General features: G+C 48.4%; 17 protein-coding genes. 5 read left to right on the top strand and 12 right to left on the bottom strand.

From position 1 onward, the window contains the following. Both ACZOWY_RS11290 and ACZOWY_RS11285 read right to left on the bottom strand, forming a co-directional pair. The coding region (locus ACZOWY_RS11290; RefSeq protein ID WP_484398017.1) for a hypothetical protein at nucleotides 1-338 on the bottom strand (338 nt) is incomplete at its 3' end. Nucleotides 339-1,171: 833 nt separating this feature from the next. Further along, on the bottom strand, nucleotides 1,172-1,600 hold the full coding sequence (locus ACZOWY_RS11285; RefSeq protein ID WP_484398013.1) for a PaaI family thioesterase: 429 nt from the start codon (nucleotides 1,598-1,600) through the stop codon (nucleotides 1,172-1,174). A 323-nt stretch (nucleotides 1,601-1,923) separates the two neighbouring features. Here ACZOWY_RS11285 and ACZOWY_RS11280 point away from each other — a divergent pair, with 323 nt between their 5' ends. Then, on the top strand, nucleotides 1,924-2,700 hold the full coding sequence (locus ACZOWY_RS11280) for an SH3 domain-containing protein (protein ID WP_484398008.1): 777 nt from the start codon (nucleotides 1,924-1,926) through the stop codon (nucleotides 2,698-2,700). A 310-nt stretch (nucleotides 2,701-3,010) separates the two neighbouring features. Here the strand turns inward: ACZOWY_RS11280 and alr are convergent, their stop codons facing one another. Further along, nucleotides 3,011-4,132, bottom strand: coding sequence for an alanine racemase (gene alr, locus ACZOWY_RS11275; RefSeq protein ID WP_484398002.1), 1,122 nt, complete (start codon nucleotides 4,130-4,132; stop codon nucleotides 3,011-3,013). 259 nt (nucleotides 4,133-4,391) lie between these two features. On the opposite strand from alr, the gene ACZOWY_RS11270 reads away from it, so the two are divergent. Both ACZOWY_RS11270 and ACZOWY_RS11265 read left to right on the top strand, forming a co-directional pair. Then, on the top strand, nucleotides 4,392-5,342 hold the full coding sequence (locus tag ACZOWY_RS11270; protein WP_484397996.1) for a tRNA 2-thiocytidine biosynthesis TtcA family protein: 951 nt from the start codon (nucleotides 4,392-4,394) through the stop codon (nucleotides 5,340-5,342). Between the two features lie 85 nt (nucleotides 5,343-5,427). Next, a complete protein-coding gene (locus ACZOWY_RS11265; protein ID WP_484397991.1) occupies nucleotides 5,428-6,303 on the top strand; it encodes a DMT family transporter in 876 nt (291 codons plus the stop codon). A 146-nt stretch (nucleotides 6,304-6,449) separates the two neighbouring features. Here the strand turns inward: ACZOWY_RS11265 and ACZOWY_RS11260 are convergent, their stop codons facing one another. Continuing rightward, nucleotides 6,450-7,460, bottom strand: coding sequence for a DUF6765 family protein (locus ACZOWY_RS11260; RefSeq protein WP_484397985.1), 1,011 nt, complete (start codon nucleotides 7,458-7,460; stop codon nucleotides 6,450-6,452). A 322-nt stretch (nucleotides 7,461-7,782) separates the two neighbouring features. Here ACZOWY_RS11260 and ACZOWY_RS11255 point away from each other — a divergent pair, with 322 nt between their 5' ends. Then, on the top strand, nucleotides 7,783-8,763 hold the full coding sequence (locus ACZOWY_RS11255) for a diaminopimelate dehydrogenase (protein WP_484397980.1): 981 nt from the start codon (nucleotides 7,783-7,785) through the stop codon (nucleotides 8,761-8,763). Nucleotides 8,764-8,859: 96 nt separating this feature from the next. Next, nucleotides 8,860-9,237, top strand: a complete 378-nt coding sequence (locus tag ACZOWY_RS11250) for a YegP family protein (protein ID WP_484397975.1) — start codon at nucleotides 8,860-8,862, stop codon at nucleotides 9,235-9,237. A 55-nt stretch (nucleotides 9,238-9,292) separates the two neighbouring features. Here the strand turns inward: ACZOWY_RS11250 and ACZOWY_RS11245 are convergent, their stop codons facing one another. The 8 genes from ACZOWY_RS11245 to ACZOWY_RS11210 form a co-directional block, all read right to left on the bottom strand. Further along, nucleotides 9,293-10,459, bottom strand: a complete 1,167-nt coding sequence (locus ACZOWY_RS11245) for an acetylornithine/succinylornithine family transaminase (protein ID WP_484397969.1) — start codon at nucleotides 10,457-10,459, stop codon at nucleotides 9,293-9,295. Between the two features lie 4 nt (nucleotides 10,460-10,463). Next, nucleotides 10,464-11,327, bottom strand: coding sequence for an acetylglutamate kinase (gene argB / locus ACZOWY_RS11240; protein WP_484397964.1), 864 nt, complete (start codon nucleotides 11,325-11,327; stop codon nucleotides 10,464-10,466). A 134-nt stretch (nucleotides 11,328-11,461) separates the two neighbouring features. Next, nucleotides 11,462-12,676: a bifunctional ornithine acetyltransferase/N-acetylglutamate synthase gene (gene argJ, locus ACZOWY_RS11235; protein ID WP_484397958.1), complete on the bottom strand. Its 1,215-nt coding sequence runs from the start codon at nucleotides 12,674-12,676 to the stop codon at nucleotides 11,462-11,464. Nucleotides 12,677-12,768: 92 nt separating this feature from the next. Further along, complete coding sequence (gene argC, locus ACZOWY_RS11230; RefSeq protein WP_484397952.1) at nucleotides 12,769-13,692, bottom strand: N-acetyl-gamma-glutamyl-phosphate reductase; 924 nt, start codon at nucleotides 13,690-13,692, stop codon at nucleotides 12,769-12,771. Between the two features lie 283 nt (nucleotides 13,693-13,975). After that, entirely contained in the window at nucleotides 13,976-16,612 is a 2,637-nt protein-coding gene (ppdK, locus tag ACZOWY_RS11225) for a pyruvate, phosphate dikinase (RefSeq protein WP_484397948.1), read from the bottom strand. 264 nt (nucleotides 16,613-16,876) lie between these two features. Next, entirely contained in the window at nucleotides 16,877-18,343 is a 1,467-nt protein-coding gene (locus ACZOWY_RS11220) for an SPFH domain-containing protein (RefSeq protein WP_484397942.1), read from the bottom strand. 187 nt (nucleotides 18,344-18,530) lie between these two features. Then, nucleotides 18,531-19,298: a cyclase family protein gene (locus tag ACZOWY_RS11215; RefSeq protein WP_484397937.1), complete on the bottom strand. Its 768-nt coding sequence runs from the start codon at nucleotides 19,296-19,298 to the stop codon at nucleotides 18,531-18,533. Between the two features lie 35 nt (nucleotides 19,299-19,333). Next, nucleotides 19,334-19,943, bottom strand: a 610-nt coding sequence (locus ACZOWY_RS11210) for a M48 family metalloprotease (RefSeq protein ID WP_484397931.1), incomplete at its 5' end; no start/stop codon positions are given.

Genomic DNA, 19,943 nt, shown 5'->3' with positions numbered 1-19,943 from the left:
TCGTCAATCTGACCTTGGAAATCTGCGTCTTCTAACGCTTTAATTCTGTCACTACTAGCCGCAATCGCATCTGCAGCGGCACCCACTTTCTCGTCCAGCTTTGCAGACTCACCGTCAACATAAGTTATAAGATTTCCTCCTGTTTCATCCATCGTCTGTTTAATCGTTTTACTTTCCGGGAACCCGGCGGTCAACCAAGCGAGTTCATTAGTTGCGTCTGATATCAGTTTAAGTGTTTCATTGATTGCACTGGTTTTTTCCCACACGATGCCGCCGGTTATTAATTCCTTATTGCCTTTCTCCAATTTACCCGTACCGATAGCTTCACCCCATTGCACGCTATAGCTTGCAACATTGCTGGCATCCTGCTCTGCGGCAGCACCCCACGCAACCGGGCTACTGTACCCCCCCCACGAGATAGGCACCTAACACCAGTGAACAAATAATCTGCGCGGCCAAATACTTTTTGTTGGTTGTCCGGAATTTTGCCATGTCTATACCTCCTGTCCTTTAAAAAAATAACTATGCTACATTATAATTCAGAATATAATACTTCATTTTTATTATATTATATCTTCGCAAATTGTACAAATTTTTTAGCATTATTCTAAAATTTTAGTTTTTTCTTTCAACATAATGTTTCGTTTGTGCCAGTTTTTCATTCAACGTATCCGTCCTGATTAAGGTCAATAAAAAAGCCAAAAGATATGAATTTGTCGGTTATACGATACTCCATTTTTGCCCTATCGTATATCTAAAAGCGCCAAAATATGTTTCGGTATTTTTTGATTAAAACCTCTTGACTTTTTTGATTTCTTCCAAGCATAATAGTGTAGGCACCAGTTATTTAGATTGAGTTTTTCATTTATAATTGCTGTCTCAAAAGTGTCTCACTTTTGTCTCACCCACTCCTTTTTAGGTCAAATGTCTCACTTTTGTCTCAGAATCCGTTGCATTTTTATGCAAGAAAAAACATCTATGACATTTGTTTTCATTTTTAACAATCCAGTGTTTATGCGGGTTTGATGCACTATTTTTGTGAGAAAAGCTGTATGCATAACAGCATATTTTTTGAGAAATCTCACCCTTCTAAGCCGTGGGGCGGGGGTTCGAATCCCTCCTGGATCACCAAAAAAAATCAGCTCCGGAAGCAACTTCCGGAGTTTTTTCTTTACCACCGGGGCGGAATTTTATCATACGCACCAACGATGTACATGGTGGCATTGCCCCTGGCCAGTATATCGCCTGTATCACTGAACACTTTCACTTCAGTAAATATGACATGATTGGTTTTACACGTCACATTCGCTTCCGCAAACACCGTATGTCCCACTTTCACATTATCCATAAATGATGTGGAAAGGTTCAGCGTACAGACCTTACAGCCAACAGTCCAGCAAACAATTCCGCCTGTTGTATCAATCAGAGTTGCAATGGCTCCGCCATGGATAAAGCCAAAGGGATTCGTAATTTCCTCTTTCACGGGCATGCTGGCCCGCACCCAGCCACAGTCTGCGTCCTCCAACTTCAAACCGCAATATTCAATAAATGTGCTCCCTTCAAATTTTTTCAATAGCTGCAGGCATTCTGTTTTATTCATTCCAAAGCCTCTCTTTCCCAGGTTGCATCAGCGTTTCAATAATGAAAACTGTAAAAGAAGAACTCATAACAAGAACTTGTGCAATGACTAAAAACGCAACCTTTTTTCAACATGCCCTATTATACCATAAAATACAACAGGTAACCTTACTCCACTGTCCTGTTGCGCAAAATAAAATTTTAACATCCCGCCCCTTTAACTAATTTGTGTTATAATTGTAGTAACCGATACACGGCAGGGAGGTTCTGACCATGATTACTGAAAATAAAACCGGCTTGTTTAAAAAGTTTTTTGCATTGGCTGTACTGCTTTGCATAACTGCTGTGTGCTCAGTTTCGAGCTTCAGCAGTTCAGCCGACGCTGCCCCGCAAACCGCCGAAGAGATATTGCGACACTTTGGCGTCCAGGGTCCCGTCACCTGTTCCACGTACGGGAATAATCCCAACGGGTTTATGGCCGGTGTCAACAATAAAATTTATGTTGTCGACACGAAAAACAACCGTATTGCCAGCATTGAAAACCCAAATGTTGTTTTTAAAGATATGGATCCGGGAAACAGCCGGAAGCGGGATCTTTTCATCGCACAGTTTCTGATTCAAAATGACAGTTACGATAAAGACCACCACTATGGCGAATGGCACGGCACCTATCATTTGCTTCCCATGTACATCCTTGTAGATTACGACGCCAGTGGAAACATGTATCCGGCTGAGAGAATTTTCAGCGGTGAAGGCGCCTCCCCAGGTCATTATCACAGTGATATCAGGGAAACAAAAAACAACGAGCTGGCTGCGCTCTTAATCAGCGAAATCCTGCCCTTTATCAGAAAAGGCGGATATATAGGAGAGATGACGCCGGACTGGCCGGCCCATGTGCCCGGTGCCATTACGACCAACGAAGTCGATATCCATATCGGTCCCGGCGAAAATTACAAAAGTTTGGGTGTATTTTTCAAAGACGATCAAGTCACGTTATTAAACAAAATAACGGCGGCCGATGAAGAAACATGGTACGAAGTTAAATACTACAACAAACAGTACGGCTGGATCCAGGGGTGGGTCAACGGCAGGTACATAAAAGAAGGGGAAAGACAGTACTGATAAAAAACAACCGTTAACGCGGGCCTGAAGAAACACTGAAAAACATCTTATTTCCACAAAAAAGAGAGAGGCACAAACTGTTCCTCTCTCTTTCTATTTTTCAAAAAGGTTTTATGAAGACACTGATTCAATGAGTTAGTTAATGACCGGGAACTTTTAGCAACTGACAGGGAAAAATTCTAAAGGCGCAGCAATAGCTGCGTTGGGAACATTAACGCAGTCAGTCACAAAAAGCACCTGTTAGCACGCATACAAACAAATCATCGTTTCCTTATATCTACAAATACAAAAATCTGACTGTCGGTTTGGCTCAGTCCCTCACATATACGCGGGGAATTCTGGGATGCAATACGCAGAACAACTCATAAGAAATCGTTCCTGCCGCAGCAGCAACTTCTTCCGCCGGCAGTTCCGGTCCGCCATACACGATCACGTCGTCGCCAATCGCCACGTTCGGAATGTCCGTAACGTCCAGCATAATCTGGTCCATACACACACGGCCTACAATCGGCGCCTTCTTGCCTCGCACAATCATGCAGCCTTTATTGGACAGATGACGGCTGACACCGTCTGCATACCCTACCGGAACGGTAGCGATACGACTTTCCTTGTGTGTTGTGTACGTTCTTCCGTACCCGATATCCCGCCCGGGTGGCAATGTTTTTACAAACGCGATCTGTGTTTTGAACACCATGACCGGACGGTAGTCACAGTACGGTTCCCGGATATCCGAGGGAAGCGAGCCGTATAGCGTAATCCCCATACGCACCATATCCATCTGGTACTGGGGCAACTCGGCAATACCGGCGCTGTTGCAGATATGTTTGATAGGAATCTGCAGACCGGTTGCTTCCATCACCGCAACACCTTTCCTGTATTGTGAAAACTGAAATTCCGCGTAACCTTTATCTTCTACATCCGCAGCCGAAAAATGGGAGAAAGCCCCCACCACTTCAATACCCGGTAAAGCCTTCACTTTTCCCGCAAACACAGCAGCTTCTTCTATTTTTACGCCAATCCGGTGCATCCCCGTATCCAACGCAATATGAATCCTGGCCTTTTTCCCCTGCCGTAGTCCTGCTTCATTCAGCAGGCGCAGCCGTTCCTCATCAAACACCGCATGGTCAATATCATATTTCACACAAAGGTCTGCCATGGATGGAATGGCAGGCATGGCTCCCAGCACCAGGATGGGTGTGGTAATGCCGGCCTCCCGAAGTTCCACGCCTTCCTGTATCAGCGCCACCGCAAAATAATCCACTCCGGCTCTCACGCAGGTGATTGCCACCGGAATCGCACCATGTCCATACGCGTTGGCTTTCACGACCGCACACAGCTTTGTGCCCTGTTTTAAATTTTTCCTGGCAGCCTTAATATTATGTACAATAGCATCTAAATTGACCTCCGCCCTTGTTCCCCTTTCCGGTTGCATGCGTTTTTCCTCCAGATAATGAAATTTACTGTATACATTCTTTCTGTCAACGCAGAAAAAATATTTGTGGCAATTATAGCACACATTTCTTATTTAATTAAAGAAATTTTCTTGTTTTTGGCTTTTTGAAATCTGTGATATAATGTTTTTGCACATAATTGTACAGTTATATACAGTTTTTTCGTGTTTCACCGTTTTCTTACTGCAACTAAAAGCGAATCACACGTTATTTAAAAGGTAATTAAAGGATTTCCCAACGATGGACAAAAACAACGACGGGGCAGCCATGAATAAAGCGGATAACGTTCAGCAGGAACCGACCTGTGAAAATCATCCGGACAACCGGCGCCTGAAACATATCGAAGCATCCCTGCGAACCAAATATAAACATAAAATTTTTAACAAGTTCGTTCAGGCCATCTGTGATTACGACCTGGTATGTCCCTATGATAAAATCGCTGTCTGCATTTCCGGCGGCAAGGACTCCATGCTTCTGGCAAAATTATTCCAGGAACTGAAACGGCGGAACAAAATCCCGTTTGAAGTGAAATTCCTCAGTATGGATCCCGGTTATACGGAACGCAACCGGCAGCAGATTGAAGATAACGCCAGACTGCTTAACATCCCTATTACATTCTTCAAAACAAAAATTTTTGATTCGGTGTTTCACGTGGAACAAAATCCCTGCTACCTGTGCGCCAAAATGCGCCGGGGCTTTCTGTACCGGTTCGCTCAGGAAGCAGGTTGTAACAAAATCGCGCTGGGCCATCACTTCAACGATATTATTGAAACCAATCTGATGAGCATGATTTACGGCGGAGAAGTGCGCACCATGATGCCCAAGGTGAAAAGCGCCAACTGGGCTGGTATGGAACTGATCCGTCCCATGTATTATGTGCGGGAAGCGGATATCAAAAAATGGCGGGATGAAAACCACCTGGAATTTTTGCAGTGCGCGTGCCGCTTTACCGAACGGATCGCCACAGCGGATCACAACGAACCGGCACCGTCCAAGCGGCAGGAAATCAAGCAGTTGATCGCCCGGTTATCCGCAGAAAACCCGCAGGTGCCCGATAATATTTTCCACGCCATGGAAAACGTCAACCTGTCCGTCGTCTTAAAATATAAATTGAACGGAACACTACACAACGTTTTAGATGGATATGACAAAGAACCTCAAGCGGAAAATTTCTCTGATTCAGATTTTTAGCATACAAATCGGTGTTTAACAAATCAGGAAAAGAACTGCTAAATTCCATTTTCTCTTTAATTCTTACAACAAAGGACTTACATACATGAAAAACACTGCTGTCCTCTCCGTGTTAACCGCCGGAACCCTGTGGGGGCTCATCGGAATCTTTGTCAATATTCTGGCTTCCAAAGGCTTTGAGCCTTTGCAAATTACCACGCTTCGTGTGACCACAGCCCTACTGCTTACCGCAATCATCATCTGGCGTACGGATCAGCGCCAGTTCTCTATCCGCCCCAAAGACTGGTGGATGTTCTTCGGTAACGGTGTAATCGGGCTGGTTTTCTTTAACTGGTGTTACTTTAACGCCATCGCAGGAGGAAGTCTGGCCATCGCCGCCCTGTTGCTTTACACCGCACCCGTCTTTGTCATGCTCATGTCTGTCGTCCTGTTCCACGAACAGCTGACTAAAGAAAAAGTCCTGGCCCTGGTCATCACGTTCCTTGGCTGCGGCTGCATTACCGGAGCCTTTTCCGGCAATCTGTCCGTCAGCAGGGAAACACTAGTATACGGACTGGCCAGCGGCTTCGGTTATGCGTTATACAGCATTTTCGGCAAACCTGCCACCCAAAAGTATTCCGCCCTCACCGTGAGCCTCTGGTGTTTTATCTTTGCGACCTTCTTTACCCTGCCCCTTTCCGGTCTGAGCACTAAAACCGGTCTGTTCGGCGACGCCATGGTCTGGGGTGGCATTCTGGGTATCGGCCTGGTCAGTTGTGTATTTCCCAACGTATTATACATGCGGGGCCTGCAACAATTAGAAGCCGGCCACGCCGCTATTCTGGCCACCATTGAACCAGTTGTGGCCGCTGTTGTCAGCTTTCTTTTTTTGGAGGAAACCTTTACCCTGCAAAAGCTGATCGGTATTGTTTTAATTTTAGCAGCTGTGCCGATACTGAACCGGAACGGAGAAAAGCCGTAGATTACGTATAGCAGATTAAACGCATATTACTATTTAAATAAAAAGAAATAAAGAAAGCGTGCAAGTTTTAAACAAAACATCGTGAAATCTTGCACGCTTTCTTATTATATTTTGATCGTAAATCTTGATTCTGTTTTATTATTCTATCAATACCCTTTGTACTTTTTCCCTAAGCGGTCAATTCCGTTTTCTTCCAATTGCTGCTTCACCCAGAAGAAATGGTCGTTGACCTCGTCATAAAACTGCTTGCGCCAGTTCAGATCATCCTGGATCAGGCCAATGCTGTATTCCACATTCCGGTCGCCTTCGTTGAAATCTTTGAATTCAAAAAAGTTTTCCCGGATGCGGTCGATCCAGAACCCGTACCGCTGGTCAATATTTTCGGACTGGAACCCTTTAAAACACTCGGACAGTTTATCGCGCTGCTCCAAAGTCAGCCCCGTTTCCGGCACGCCGCTGACATGCTGCAATATCGCGTAAATTTCCTCCGAAGCATCCATAAATTCGTCCCAGTTCTTACGCCCGCCGGTAAACCGTTCCCCACTCTTCCACCACAGATAAGGCATATCGGGGCAGTGTACTGCTGCCGCATGGCCCAAAGGCATCACCAGATCCAGCACTTTGCTGAGGAACGTGGAATCCAGCATTTCGTCCAGCATCTTCTCCACCATGCTGCCCTGAGTGGAAAACAGCAAATCCTTTACCTGGTTCACCGCATTGTTGATTCCGGCAAACTCCTGATGGGCCCAGGTATCCGCAAACACATGAAGGCCAACCCCCAGACGGAACACATAGTTGGAGTTGTCCAGTTTTGTATCGTACAGTCTGTATTTCAGCCGCTTGGCCATAACGCTGTGTTTCTTGCAGACCAGCTTTTCTGCTTCTGTATCCCCTTGCAGTCCAGGCAGAAAGTGGAAAGGAATCCAGATATCCTCATTGCCCTTTCCGGAAATATTGCCCCACACATTCTGGCAGGAGTACCGCACCTGAATGCCACGGGCAATATTTTTTTCTTCCTCCACATCCGAAAACGGCGTCGAATCAAAGTTGTCATCCACCAATTGGGATGCGGCCGCTATCGTACGCGCATTAAAGCTGCCGAACTCCGCCCAGCGGGAAAGAACGTACACCGTACCGAAATGATAATCCAAATCCATAATCATACCTCTTAAGCAATCCACATTGCAAATTATTACAACAAAAAACTGAAAAAAAGAATCCGGACGTCTGCCCGGCAGTCTTACCTTTTTAAGAAAACGTTGATTAAAGATTCTGTGAAGCTATTATAACACAGACATAATTTTTTGGTAATTTTTTTATAAAAATATTCACAAAAACGCCCAAATTTGATAAATTATTATAGGAACTGTTATTTGTCCGCCTGTAAGCGCACGAGTTTAACGTTCCTGTATGAAACCTGCGCGGAACATCCGGACAGCAGACAATTTGAATACATACACAGAGGGGAGTATTATAATTATGGAAAAAAAGATTCGCATCGGCATTTGCGGTTACGGTAACCTGGGACACGGCGTAGAACTGGCAGTGAACCGGGCAGAGGACATGGAACTGGTGGGCGTTTTCTCCCGCCGCGACCTTCCCGGTACGGCCAGCGGAGTTCCCGCTATCAACCTCAAGCATGTGCTGGAGTATAAAGATAAGATCGACGTGATGATCCTGTGCGGCGGTTCCGCCACGGACCTGATCGACCAGGGACCGGAACTTGCGCAGCATTTTGTGACGGTAGACAGCTTCGACACCCATCCCCGTATTCCGGAACATTTCGCTAATATGGAACGGGTAACAAAAGAAAACCATACCGCAGCCATCATTTCCGTCGGCTGGGATCCCGGCCTGTTTTCCCTGCTGCGCGTATTGGGCGACAGCGTGCTGCCGGAAGGCAAAACCTACACCTTCTGGGGTAAAGGAGTAAGCCAGGGCCACTCCGACGCCATCCGCCGCATTCCCGGCGTAAAGAACGGCAAGCAGTATACCATTCCCAAAGATGAATATCTGGAAGCCGTCCGTAGCGGCAAGGGAACCGACGCGCCCGGCAACGAGATGCATCTGCGCGAATGCTTTGTGGTTCCGGAAGAAGGTGCCGACCTGCAGGCCATTGAAACGGCCATCAAAACCATGCCTAACTACTTTGTGGGTTACGAAACCACCGTACATTTTATTTCCGAAGAAGAATTCGCGAAAAACCACAGCGGCATTCCCCATGGCGGCTTTGTGTTCCGCAACGGGAAAACCGATGATGCCACCGGTCACGTAATGGAATTTTCCCTAAAGCTGGACAGCAACCCGCAGTTCACCTCCAGCGTGCTGACCGCCTTTGCCCGGGCCATGTACCGTCTGCATTTCGAGCAGGGTAAATGCGGCGCTTTCACCGTGCTGGACATTCCCTTTGCCCTGCTTTCACCGAAAGCACCGGCGGATTTGCGGAAAACTATGCTTTGATTCGCATATTTCCCTTGAATTTTATTGAAAATAGTGTTATCTTGAACATAAGGAAACTGTTCGGTTTCATCAATATTATGCAAGGAGGCAATCCAAATGGGAAAATTCTTAGTAAAAGAGTCCAAAGCAGGTATGCGCTTCAATCTCGTAGCCAATAACGGCGAAGTTATCGCAGCTTCTCAGGTTTACAAATCTCCTTCCGGCTGCAAAAACGGCATTGCCAGCGTACAGAAAAATGCCCCGATTGCTGTAATCGAAGACCAGACCGTGGAAGGCTTCAAAGTCGAAAAACACCCGAAATTTGAAGTATATGCGGACAAGGCCGGCGAATTCCGTTTCCGTCTGAAAGCCACCAACGGCCAGATTATTGCGGTCAGCGAAGGCTACAAAGCCATGAAGAGCTGCCTGAATGGCATTGCTTCTGTAAAAAAGAATGCTGCAGATGCTAAAATCGTAAAAGAAGAAGCAAAATAAGCAATTTAAACTTCATAGAAAGACCGGTATCACGATGATACCGGTCTTTCGTTTTTTATTCTGCGCACGCTTCTTTTATAATATTCACTGCCTTCACCAGCACGTCTTCCGGCATATTCAGCGCCGGCAGCAGCCGGATTTTATCTTTGGCTGTCAGGCACAGCACACCCTTTTCAATACATTTTTTCACAATGTCCCCTGCCGGTTTCACCGGTTTCACGCCGCACATCATGCCCATACCGGTAACCTTTTCAATACCCGGCGCGCCTTCCAGGGCGCCGAACAGGATTTTCCCTTTTCGCTGTACTTCCGCCAAAAATGCATCGTCCAGCCGGTTGATAATGCTGACAGCCCCTGCGCAGGCCACTGGGTTACCCCCGAAGGTAGACCCGTGATCCCCGTGCCCCAGCACATGCTCCACTTTTTCGCCCATCAGGCAGGCGCCCAGTGGAAGACCGCCGCCGATGCCTTTGGCCGTTGTCACCACGTCCGGGTTCACGCCGAAGTTCATATATGAATACAGTTTGCCCGTGCGCCCGTTGCCGGTCTGCACTTCATCCACCATGAACACGATATCGTTTTCGTGACAAATGGCGTCCACGCCTTTGATAAATTCAGCGGTCAGCGGGTTCACGCCGCCTTCCCCCTGAATGCACTCGATCAGGATCCCGGCCACTTTGTGTTCCGACACCAGTTTCTTCACACTGTCCAAATCGTTGGCTGTGGCATGCACAAAGCCGGGCGTCAGGGGCTGGAACAGTTCGTGGTAATGGTCCTGCCCGGTCGCTGCCAGGGTGGTCAGGGTACGTCCGTGGAAACTGTTCCACAGGGTGATGATGGTGTAATAGTCCGCGCCTTTTTTCTCCGCCGCGTATTTCCGCGCCACTTTGATGGCACATTCGTTGGCTTCCCCGCCGGAATTGCTGAAGAACACTTTCTTCATGCCTGTCTTTTCGCAGATCAGCTCCGCCAGTTGCACGCAGGGCTCCGTATAATACAGGTTGGACATGTGCTGCACCTTACTCAGCTGGTCGATGACCGCCTGTTTCCAGACGTCGTCGGCGATACCGAAGCTGGTAACCCCGATGCCGGAGCCCATGTCGATATATTCTTTGCCTTCTGCGTCTTTTACAATGCTCCCTTTGCCTCCGACGATTTCCACTGGGAAACGCGCATAGGTATTCGCTACATATTTCTGGTCCAGTTCCTGTAGTTTGCTCATGTTCTCACTCCCCTGTCACCATGGTGCCTGCGCCTTCATCCGTCAGCAGTTCCATCAGGATGGAATGGGGCACACGCCCGTCCATAATAATTACATTTTTCACGCCCTGAGTGATGGCATCTTCGCAGCATTTCACTTTCGGCAGCATGCCGCCTGCAATGACACCTTCTTTCTTCAGTTGTTTTGTTTCCGCAATGGTTACGGCCGGAATCAGTGTTTTATCATCATCCTTGTCCTGCAGGATGCCCGGCACGTCTGTCATCAGGATGAAGGTTTCTGCTTTTAGTGCCCCTGCAATACAGGCCGCAGCTGTATCTCCATTGATATTGTATGCATTTCCCTGGTCGTCGCAACCCACCGTGGAAACAACGGGAATATAACCTTTTTCTAACAGGTCCAGAATGGGTTTTTCGTTGACCTCTTTCACAGCACCCACATAGCCTAGCCTGGGATCTTTGATTTTGCATTTGATCAGGTGCCCGTCCACGCCTGAAAGCCCGATAGCATTTCCGCCGTGCATCTGAAGCAGGTTGACCAGAGATTTATTTACCTTCCCGGCCAATACCATCTCTACAATATCCACGGTTTCCTTGTCTGTCACCCGCAACCCGTCCACAAATTCTGCCTGTTTCCCAAGCCGTTTCATCAGGTCATTGATTTCCGGCCCGCCACCGTGTACCAATACGATTCTAACGCCCACGTGCCACAGCAGCACAATGTCTTCCATGACCTGCTGCTTCAGAGTTTCGTTGATCATGGCGTTGCCGCCGTATTTGATAACAACAATCTTTCCGTTGTGCTTTTTGATATAGGGCAGAGCCTGCACCAGAATTTGGGCGCGCTCAGCATTGGAATAGAAGTATGGCATTTTATAACACCTCTGTTAACACATTTCTTTGCTTGTGTGGAGATTTTTGCGAAGGACAAGGAAAGGGCCGCAGGCGTAGTAGTACTACGCCAAAGGGTATTGTGTATCCATTCACAAAAAGCACCCGCAAACACTTACGAACGGTAATCGCCGTTAATCTTCACATAATCATACGTCAGGTCACAACCCCAGGCTGTGGCGCTGGCGTTGCCGCTGTTCAGATTCACTAAAATCGTGATTTCTTTTTCCAAAAGAATTTCCTTGGCTGTTTCTTCAGAGAAATCTACCCCAGCCCCGTTTTGGCACACCGGCAGGATCCCTTTGGCAGATTGGAAGGCCACGTCCACTTTATTCACGTCCAGATCCGCACCGCTGTACCCGATGGCGCAGAGTACGCGTCCCCAGTTGGCATCGGCGCCGAACATAGCGGCTTTCAGCAGGCTGCTGGTGATCACGCTCTTGGCTACCACGGCAGCCGTTTTTTCATTGGCGGCGCCGGTTACGTCACATTCCAGCAGTTTGGTAGCACCTTCCCCGTCTCCGGCGATGGAACGGCACAGCGCAATCGTTATGGTGTTCAGCGCTTGCATAAAGATATCAAAGGCAGGACCTTCTTCTGTAATCTCCGCATTGCCGGCCATGCCGTTTGCCAGAATGGCCACCATATCATTGGTAGATGTATCGCCATCCACGCTGAGCATGTTAAAAGTTTTCTGTACATCGTGGCTCAGCGCTTTCTGCAACATCGGTGCAGAAATGGCCGCGTCTGTGGTGAGGAATACCAGCATGGTCGCCATGTTGGGGTGAATCATGCCGCTTCCTTTGGCAATACCGCCCATGTGGCATGTCTTGCCGCCAATCGCAAATTCTACCGCAATCTTTTTCATTACGGTATCGGTGGTCATGATGGCTTTGGCGGCTTCGTCGCCTCCAGCCTCCGATAACGCGCCCACTAGTTTGTCCATGCCGTTGGCAATGGGAGTGATATTCAGTTTCTGTCCGATGACGCCGGTGGACGCCACGACAACATCGTCTTTGCTGATTCCCAGCTTTTCCGCAGCCAGGGCACTCATCTTTTCGGCAATTTCAATTCCGTCGCTGTTACAGGTGTTGGCATTGCCGCTGTTACAGAGAACCGCCTGGGCGATACCGTCAGCAATATGCTGTTTCGTAACAGTGAGAGGCGCGCCTTTCACCAGATTCGTCGTATAAACCGCTGCTGCGTGAGCTGGAACCTTGCTGAAAATCAGCGCCAGATCGTTCTTATTATTTTTCTTCCGGATACCGCAGTAAATACCGCTTGCGGTAAAACCTTTTGCGGCGCAGACACCGCCCTCTATCTGTTTCATCCTTTTTCCTCCAAATAATTAATCATTACGCCTTGTTCTCGTTAGTCTGCCTGTACGCCAGAAGTACTGTGACACTGACATATTCCTTTGATTTAAATTTCCAGTCCTGTCGTTTCCGGCAGCCCCAGCACAATGTTCATGTTCTGGATGGCCGCGCCGGAAGCCCCTTTCCCCAGGTTATCGAACCGGGAAACAAGAAGAATCCGGTCCTCATTGCCCGTTACAGTAATTTCCATGTCGTCCCGTCCGGAAAAGGCCGCTGCGGACAGGAAACCTTTTTCGTCGGCCGTTTCTTTAAAATGAATGAGAGGCCCTGTGTAATACTCCGCATAAACCTGTCGGACATCGGACATGCTGCCCTTCAGATCTTTTTTGAACAGGGGCACTGTGACTTCCATGCCGCTGTAAAAGTCTGCAACGATAGGACAAAACACCGGACTGTTTTCCAGTCCGCAGACCACGTTCATCTCTTTCAGATGTTTATGGATCTGTCCCAGAGCGTATTGTCTGGGAGCATTCAGCAGCGGACTTCGATGCGGGTCCTCGTATTCTGCGATCATATTTTTTCCTCCGCCGGAGTATCCGGTCAGGGAAAAACAGGTAAGCCATGTATCTTTTGCCAGCAGTCCCTTCTCCACCAGAGGCACCACTAACGCGATAAAGCCGCTGGCATGACAGCCCGGATTGGCAATACACTTCGCTTTTGCAATTTTTTCTTTGTATCCGGTCAGCTCCGGCATGCCGTAGGCCCAGCCTGTGGCCGTCCGGTGGGCCGTAGATGTGTCGATGATTACAGCACCGCTTCCTTTTGCCAGTTCCACCGCTTCTATGGCCGCCGCGTCAGGAAGGCAGAGAAAAGCCACGTCGGCTTTCTGAAATGCGGCCAGCCGAGCGCCTTCATCCTTACGAAGCGTTTCGTCCAATGTAATCAGTTCTATATCGTTACGCATGCATAATCTTTCACGAATTCGTAAGCCGGTCGTACCGGAACTTCCGTCAATAAAAACTTTTATCATGATTGACCTCGGCTCTTACATACAAAATTATAAACTTAAAATGCAGACAATATGATTAAGCATATAATAGATGAATTTACCTTTTCTGTCAAGCTATTTTTTGTATATTTATTAAATCTTTATGCATTTTAATAAATCAAAAAAACAGGCGGCCTGCCCCTTATACAGAACCGCCTGCTGATACGTTTCCGGACCGATGCCAGCGTTGGCGCGTTTTTAGTTAATCTCCGAAAACTTAAAGTATTAATTATTTCTTTTCCATAAAAAATGGCTGTGCTAACTGTTATCTGTTTTTCAGATTAATGGCTGCCTGAGCGGCTGCCAACCGGGCAATGGGCACGCGGAACGGCGAGCAAGAAACGTAGTCCAGCCCCAGCTCCTGGCAGAAAGCTACCGAAGACGGATCGCCGCCATGTTCGCCGCAGATGCCGCAATGCAGCATCGGATTGACCTTACGGCCTTTCTGTACAGCCATCCGCATCAGTTGGCCGACGCCCGTCTGATCCAGTTTGCTGAACGGATCAGACTCATAAATTTTCTGATCGTAATAGCTTTCCAGGAATTTACCGGCGTCGTCACGAGAGAAACCGAAGGTCATCTGGGTCAGATCGTTGGTACCGAAGCTGAAGAAATCGGCTTCCTTGGCCACGTCATCCGCAGTCAGCGCGGCCCTCGGGATTTCAATCATGGTGCCGACCTGGTAATTCAGGAAATAGCCCTGCTCCTTCATAACCTTTTCCGCCGTTTCTACGATGATGTTCTTTACGAACAGCAACTCCTTACGCTCGCCGGTCAGCGGAACCATGATTTCGGGAACGATATCATAATTCATCTCTTTCTTCACCGCAATGGCCGCTTCAATAACGGCGCGGGTCTGCATACGGGAAATTTCCGGATAAATAACACTGAGACGGCAACCCCGCAGACCCATCATGGGGTTAAACTCATGCATGGCTTCGCAGTGGGCTTTCACTTTTTCATACGTCAGTCCCATACTGTCAGCCAGTTCCCGCATCTCTGCTTCCGTCTTGGGCAGGAATTCATGCAGCGGCGGATCCAGGAAACGGATCGTCATGGGACGGCCCCGCAGCGCTTTATACATGCCGATAAAATCTTCACGCTGATACGGCAACAGCTCTGCTAGCGCGGCTTCCCGCTGTTCCACTGTATCCGACAGGATCATGCGGCGGAATTTGGGAATCCGTTCCGCGTCAAAGAACATGTGCTCCGTCCGGCACAGACCGATGCCTTCCGCGCCCAACCGTACCGCATTTTCTGCATCAGCCGGCGTGTCCGCGTTAGTACGCACCTTCATCTTGCGGAACTGGTCGGCCCAGCGCATGATACAACCAAAGTTTCCGCTGATTTCCGCTTCCACTGTGGGAATATCCCCTTCGTAAATCGTACCGGTGGAACCGTCCAGGGAAATATAGTCCCCTTCATGGTACACCGTACCGTTCAGTTCAAACGCTTTTTCTTCTTCTTTTACTTTCAGGTCATTGCAGCCGGATACGCAGCAGGTTCCCATACCTCTGGCTACTACTGCAGCATGGCTGGTCATGCCGCCGCGGGCCGTCAGGATGCCTTCTGCCGCATGCATGCCTTCAATATCTTCCGGCGATGTTTCCAGGCGGACCAAGATGACACGCTCGCCTCTGGCCGCCGCATTTTTGGCGTCTTCCGCCGTAAAATACACTTTTCCGGCCGCGCTGCCCGGAGAAGCCGGCAAGGCATGGCCGATTACCTTTCCTTCTTCCAACGCTTCGGCATCAAAGGTCGGATGCAATAACTGATCCAGAGATTTTGCTTCAATACGCAGCAGCGCTTCTTCCGGTGTAATCATCCCCTCCTCCACCAGATCGCAGGCAATATTGATGGCCGCTTCCGCCGTACGTTTCCCATTACGGGTCTGCAGGAAAAACAGCTTGCCTTCCTGAATGGTAAATTCCATATCCTGCATGTCGCGGTAATGACTTTCCAACTTGTGGGCCAGATTTATAAATTCACTGTAGCAGCCCGGCATATCTTCTTCCAGCTTGCTGATAGGCTGGGGAGTGCGCACGCCGGCTACCACGTCTTCGCCCTGGGCGTCAATCAGGTACTCGCCGTAAATTCCCCTGGCACCTGTCGCCGGATTCCGGGTAAAAGCCACGCCAGTGCCGGATGTATTGCCCATATTGCCAAATACCATGGTCTGGATGTTGACTGCTGTGCCCCAGTCACCGGGGATATCATTCATGCGGCGGTACACATTGGCCCGGGGGTTATCCCAGGAACGGAATACGGCCTTTACCGCTTCCATCAGCTGAGTGTCTGGATCTTGTGGAAATTCCTGACCAATGGCCTCTTTATAGAGCGCTTTAAAGCGTTTAATCAGTTTTTTCATATCGTTGACATCCAGATCAACATCGAATTTAACGCCCTTCTGTTCTTTGATTTCGTCAATAATTTTTTCAAATTTTGATTTAGGTACTTCCATTACCACATCCGAAAACATCTGGATGAATCGGCGGTAGGAATCATAGGCAAAGCGTGGATTATTAGTTTTCTGCGCAAAGCCTTTTACAGAAACATCATTCAAGCCTAAATTTAAAATAGTATCCATCATACCCGGCATGGATACCCGGGCCCCGCTGCGTACGGAAACCAGCAGCGGATCGCTGTTGTCGCCGAATTTTTTGCCATTTTCCTTTTCCAGCCAGCGTAATGACTCAAAAATCTGCTGCTGAATCTCATTGGAAATTTTACGGCCGGATTTATAGTAATCCGTGCAGGCTTCCGTAGTAATCGTGAAGCCCATGGGAATCGGCAGCCCTAAATTTGTCATCTCTGCCAGGTTAGCACCTTTGCCTCCCAGCAGTTCTTTCATCTGCGCGTTTCCTTCGTAAAAAGTGTAGACCCATTTTTTTGCTGCTTCCATTGTAATCTAACCTTCTCTCCTTTTTATTAGTTTTTAACGCCTCTTACTTACTGTTGCGGCAACATTGTGAAGATCACAGGCATCGCCTGCAACGCTGCATTATAAATTCCAATCTTCGGTCGGCAAATTCCTGAAAAAGACCTGCCGCATGCTTCAGCAGACGGCAGGCCAATTACCCAGGTTTTATTAAATTGCTTCAGCTTGTACTGCAACAAAACATAACCGAACCAGTAAACTGTCAACTACTGAGTTATTCAATAAAAATTATTTTACGATATCCTCTTCATTGAACGGATCGCCGCACTGCGGGCAGAATTTAGGCGGATTGTGGGGATCTTCCGGCTGCCAGCCACATTTATCGCACTTATACAGCGGCGCGTCTGCCGGTTTACGGGAACCACAGTTAGGACAGAACTGACCCTGGTTCACGCTGCCGCAACTGCAGGTCCACCCTGCCGGCGCTGCCGGTTGCGGTTTACCACAGTTAGCACAGAATTTTCCTGTGTTGCCTTTGGCACCACATGCGCAGTCCCAGCCGCCTGCCGGTTTCGGTTCCGGTTTCGGCTGGCCACAATTACCACAGAACTTACCCGTATTGCCAGTATGTCCGCAGGAGCAGGTCCAGCCTGCTGCTGCGGGGGCTGCCCCCGGTTGAGGAGGCTGCTGCTGCGGATACGGAGGCTGTTGTCCGTACTGGGGCGGCGGATACTGACCAGCAGGTCCATACGCATTGCCCATGGCCATGCCGCCGGCCATGTTTGCCATACCCATACCTATAAATGCACCCATCGGGCCCATTCCGCCACTTTCATTGGTCGCCGCGCCGCGGATACCGTCAGCCGTAGCGTCGGTCAGAACACCCAGACGCATTTCCGGATTGCTCATCATAGCGCCCATCTGTACTTTCTGCAACTTCGCTTCGTCTTCTTCGTTTGCTTTCACGCTGTTTACGCCGAACGATACGACCTCGATGCCGCGCAGGTCGCGCCATTTATGGGACAATACGTCATTCAGTGCATCTGCCAGTTCCATAGTGCGCATCGGCAGTTCCGTGTAATCAATACGCTGCGCAGAAATCTTGCCAAAGGCAGGCTGTAAAGCAGTCAGCAGTTCCGATTTCAACTGGCTGTCCCACTGGCTGCGCAGATACTGTTCCGGTGCATTGCCTGCAATGCTGGTATAGAACAAAATCGGATCGACAATCCGGTAACTGTATTCGCCGAAGCAGCGAATACGTACCAGCAGCGACCGTCCGGTATTTTCTTCAATAACCTTGAAGGGAATTTCCGCAGGGGTGCCGTATTTATTACCAATGATTTCTTTCGTGTTGAAGTAATACACACGCTGATCCTTACCAGTATCGCCGCCAAAGGTAAAACGCTTACCCATGCGCTGGAATACCTGGATTACGCTTTCTTTCAGATCGCCAGTAAACACGGAAGGTTCCGTCGATTTGTCATACGTATATTCGCCGGGTTCCGCGCAAAGGTCAACGACCTTGCCCTGTTCCACAATCATCATGCACTGGCCTGCGTTAACCGCGATGACCGAGCCGTTGGAGATAATGTTGTCTTCCCCGCTGGTGTTGGAGCTGCGGCCCTGGCTGCTGGTCCGTTTCTGGCCCTTGCACATCAAAACATCAGGGGTCATGCTGTCGCAATAAAAGTACTCTTTCCACTGGTCGGCCAATACGCCGCCAATAGCGCCCATGCCTGCTTTAATTAAGCCCATGTGTGTTACCCTCCTTAATTAACATTTTTCAATATTACTGAATAATTATTCTGTACAAACGTAATATAGTAATACAACAAAATTGACAGTTCGATTCTATCTTTATTGTACCATAAAAAACTTTACTTACATAGCAAAAAAATTATAAGAAAAAAATGTGTTTAAATAATGTTTTTAATTACTGTTCTCATTTTTTAGGAGTCAGTGCATACACACGGGCCGGCAAACCGGTAGCGCCTTCTATACGCGGCCAGGAAGCAAACAGGACAGCGCCCGTCGGCGCTACTTTATCCAGGTTGCAAAGCACTTCAATCTGGAGTTTCCCGGAAGACAGAACATACCGCTCACAGGCCAGGTCTCCGGCTTCCACGGCCAGATAGCTTGCGTCCGTATCCAGTGTCTCATGGCCGTTGGCCGCTGCCTTGCGTACTTCAAAAATATATTTCAGGGCATCCAGCGACCAACCCGGACAATGTTCGTTTCCATCGGGCCCTACGTTTGCCAGTTTATCCATGTCCGGCCAGCGTTTATACCAGTCTGTCCGCAGGGCTACAAATGCGCCTTCCGGAACAGGACCGTGTTTTGCTTCATACGCTTTGATATCTTCTACCGTAACAGCATAATCCACATTTTCTTTAACTTTTTCGCTGATATCAATTACCACCAGGGGGAACACAAAATCCTTTACACCGTATTGTTCGGATAAAGGCGCGTCTTTTACAAAATGCCCCGGGAAATCTACATGGGTACCGAACTGACCAGGGAACTTAAAGGTGTGGATCAGGCATTCCAACATGGGGTTCCCCCAGTCAAACACCACTTTGCTCAGTTCCACGGAGCCTTCCGGTATGCCACTCCAGAACGGACTGTCATTGTTTAGGGAATGGGATAGTTCCACCCACTCGAACTGATTGGATTTTAATTCTTTTAACACAGACCACAACTTATTACCCATCACATTATACCTCCTTGATGACAGACAGATCATGGTTATTTGATTTTATTTAAGAGTTCTGCCAGTTCATAAGCAGAAGGATCGCCGGAAGAACATTTTATAATAGGTTGGGCGCCTAACATAACAGTAGTGCCGGAAACATATGCGTTCTCTTTTGCATGACCGTTCTGATAAGCAGCCGCCAGATTACCCAATACAAAATAGGACCGTTCTGCACCGCTCATACCGTCAGCGGCTGCAGGGGCAACAAAAGCTTTTCCGTTTACCTTAACGGTACCTTTTTCTGCGGTTGCATGTTTACCGCTCATGGCATTCAGCTTCTTTACATAATTATCGATGCGTTGTTGGTGGCTCGGATGATCAGACGGTGAGAAAATATCGCCCACAAAGTTCTTCTTATTCTTGCCATACGCTTCCGTTACCCGCTGCCAGATTGCAGCGGCAGCGCCCGGATTGTATCCGGCAGCCGTAATATAATCGAAGGCCAGGTTATCCGCTTCCCATTCTCCGGGTTTCGTGATATGAACGTTATTGATCTGCCCGGAAAGTACATTTAAAACCAGATTATTCAGCACCCCGGCACCGGTCGAATTTGCAATCGCCGTGAGCCCGATCGCTGAAATCAGCCGTTTCCTGGCAGCTTTG

The organism is Succiniclasticum sp. (assembly GCF_056977735.1).
Note: the sequence above shows the minus strand (reverse complement) of the source record. Positions and strands in the feature narration are given on the sequence as shown.

Excerpts from the sequence above, each read along its gene's own strand:
- ACZOWY_RS11285 (WP_484398013.1), bottom strand. The coding sequence starts at position 1,600 with ATGAATAAAACAGAATGCCTGCAGCTATTGAAAAAATTTGAAGGGAGC.
- ACZOWY_RS11270 (WP_484397996.1), top strand. The coding sequence starts at position 4,392 with ATGGACAAAAACAACGACGGGGCAGCCATGAATAAAGCGGATAACGTT.
- ACZOWY_RS11215 (WP_484397937.1), bottom strand. The coding sequence starts at position 19,298 with ATGGGTAATAAGTTGTGGTCTGTGTTAAAAGAATTAAAATCCAATCAG.
- ACZOWY_RS11260 (WP_484397985.1), bottom strand. The coding sequence starts at position 7,460 with ATGGATTTGGATTATCATTTCGGTACGGTGTACGTTCTTTCCCGCTGG.
- argB (WP_484397964.1), bottom strand. The coding sequence starts at position 11,327 with ATGCCATACTTCTATTCCAATGCTGAGCGCGCCCAAATTCTGGTGCAG.
- ppdK (WP_484397948.1), bottom strand. The coding sequence starts at position 16,612 with ATGGAAGCAGCAAAAAAATGGGTCTACACTTTTTACGAAGGAAACGCG.
- ACZOWY_RS11250 (WP_484397975.1), top strand. The coding sequence starts at position 8,860 with ATGGGAAAATTCTTAGTAAAAGAGTCCAAAGCAGGTATGCGCTTCAAT.
- ACZOWY_RS11265 (WP_484397991.1), top strand. The coding sequence starts at position 5,428 with ATGAAAAACACTGCTGTCCTCTCCGTGTTAACCGCCGGAACCCTGTGG.
- ACZOWY_RS11255 (WP_484397980.1), top strand. The coding sequence starts at position 7,783 with ATGGAAAAAAAGATTCGCATCGGCATTTGCGGTTACGGTAACCTGGGA.
- argJ (WP_484397958.1), bottom strand. The coding sequence starts at position 12,676 with ATGAAACAGATAGAGGGCGGTGTCTGCGCCGCAAAAGGTTTTACCGCA.
- ACZOWY_RS11245 (WP_484397969.1), bottom strand. The coding sequence starts at position 10,459 with ATGAGCAAACTACAGGAACTGGACCAGAAATATGTAGCGAATACCTAT.
- ACZOWY_RS11220 (WP_484397942.1), bottom strand. The coding sequence starts at position 18,343 with ATGGGCTTAATTAAAGCAGGCATGGGCGCTATTGGCGGCGTATTGGCC.
- argC (WP_484397952.1), bottom strand. The coding sequence starts at position 13,692 with ATGATAAAAGTTTTTATTGACGGAAGTTCCGGTACGACCGGCTTACGA.
- alr (WP_484398002.1), bottom strand. The coding sequence starts at position 4,132 with ATGCAACCGGAAAGGGGAACAAGGGCGGAGGTCAATTTAGATGCTATT.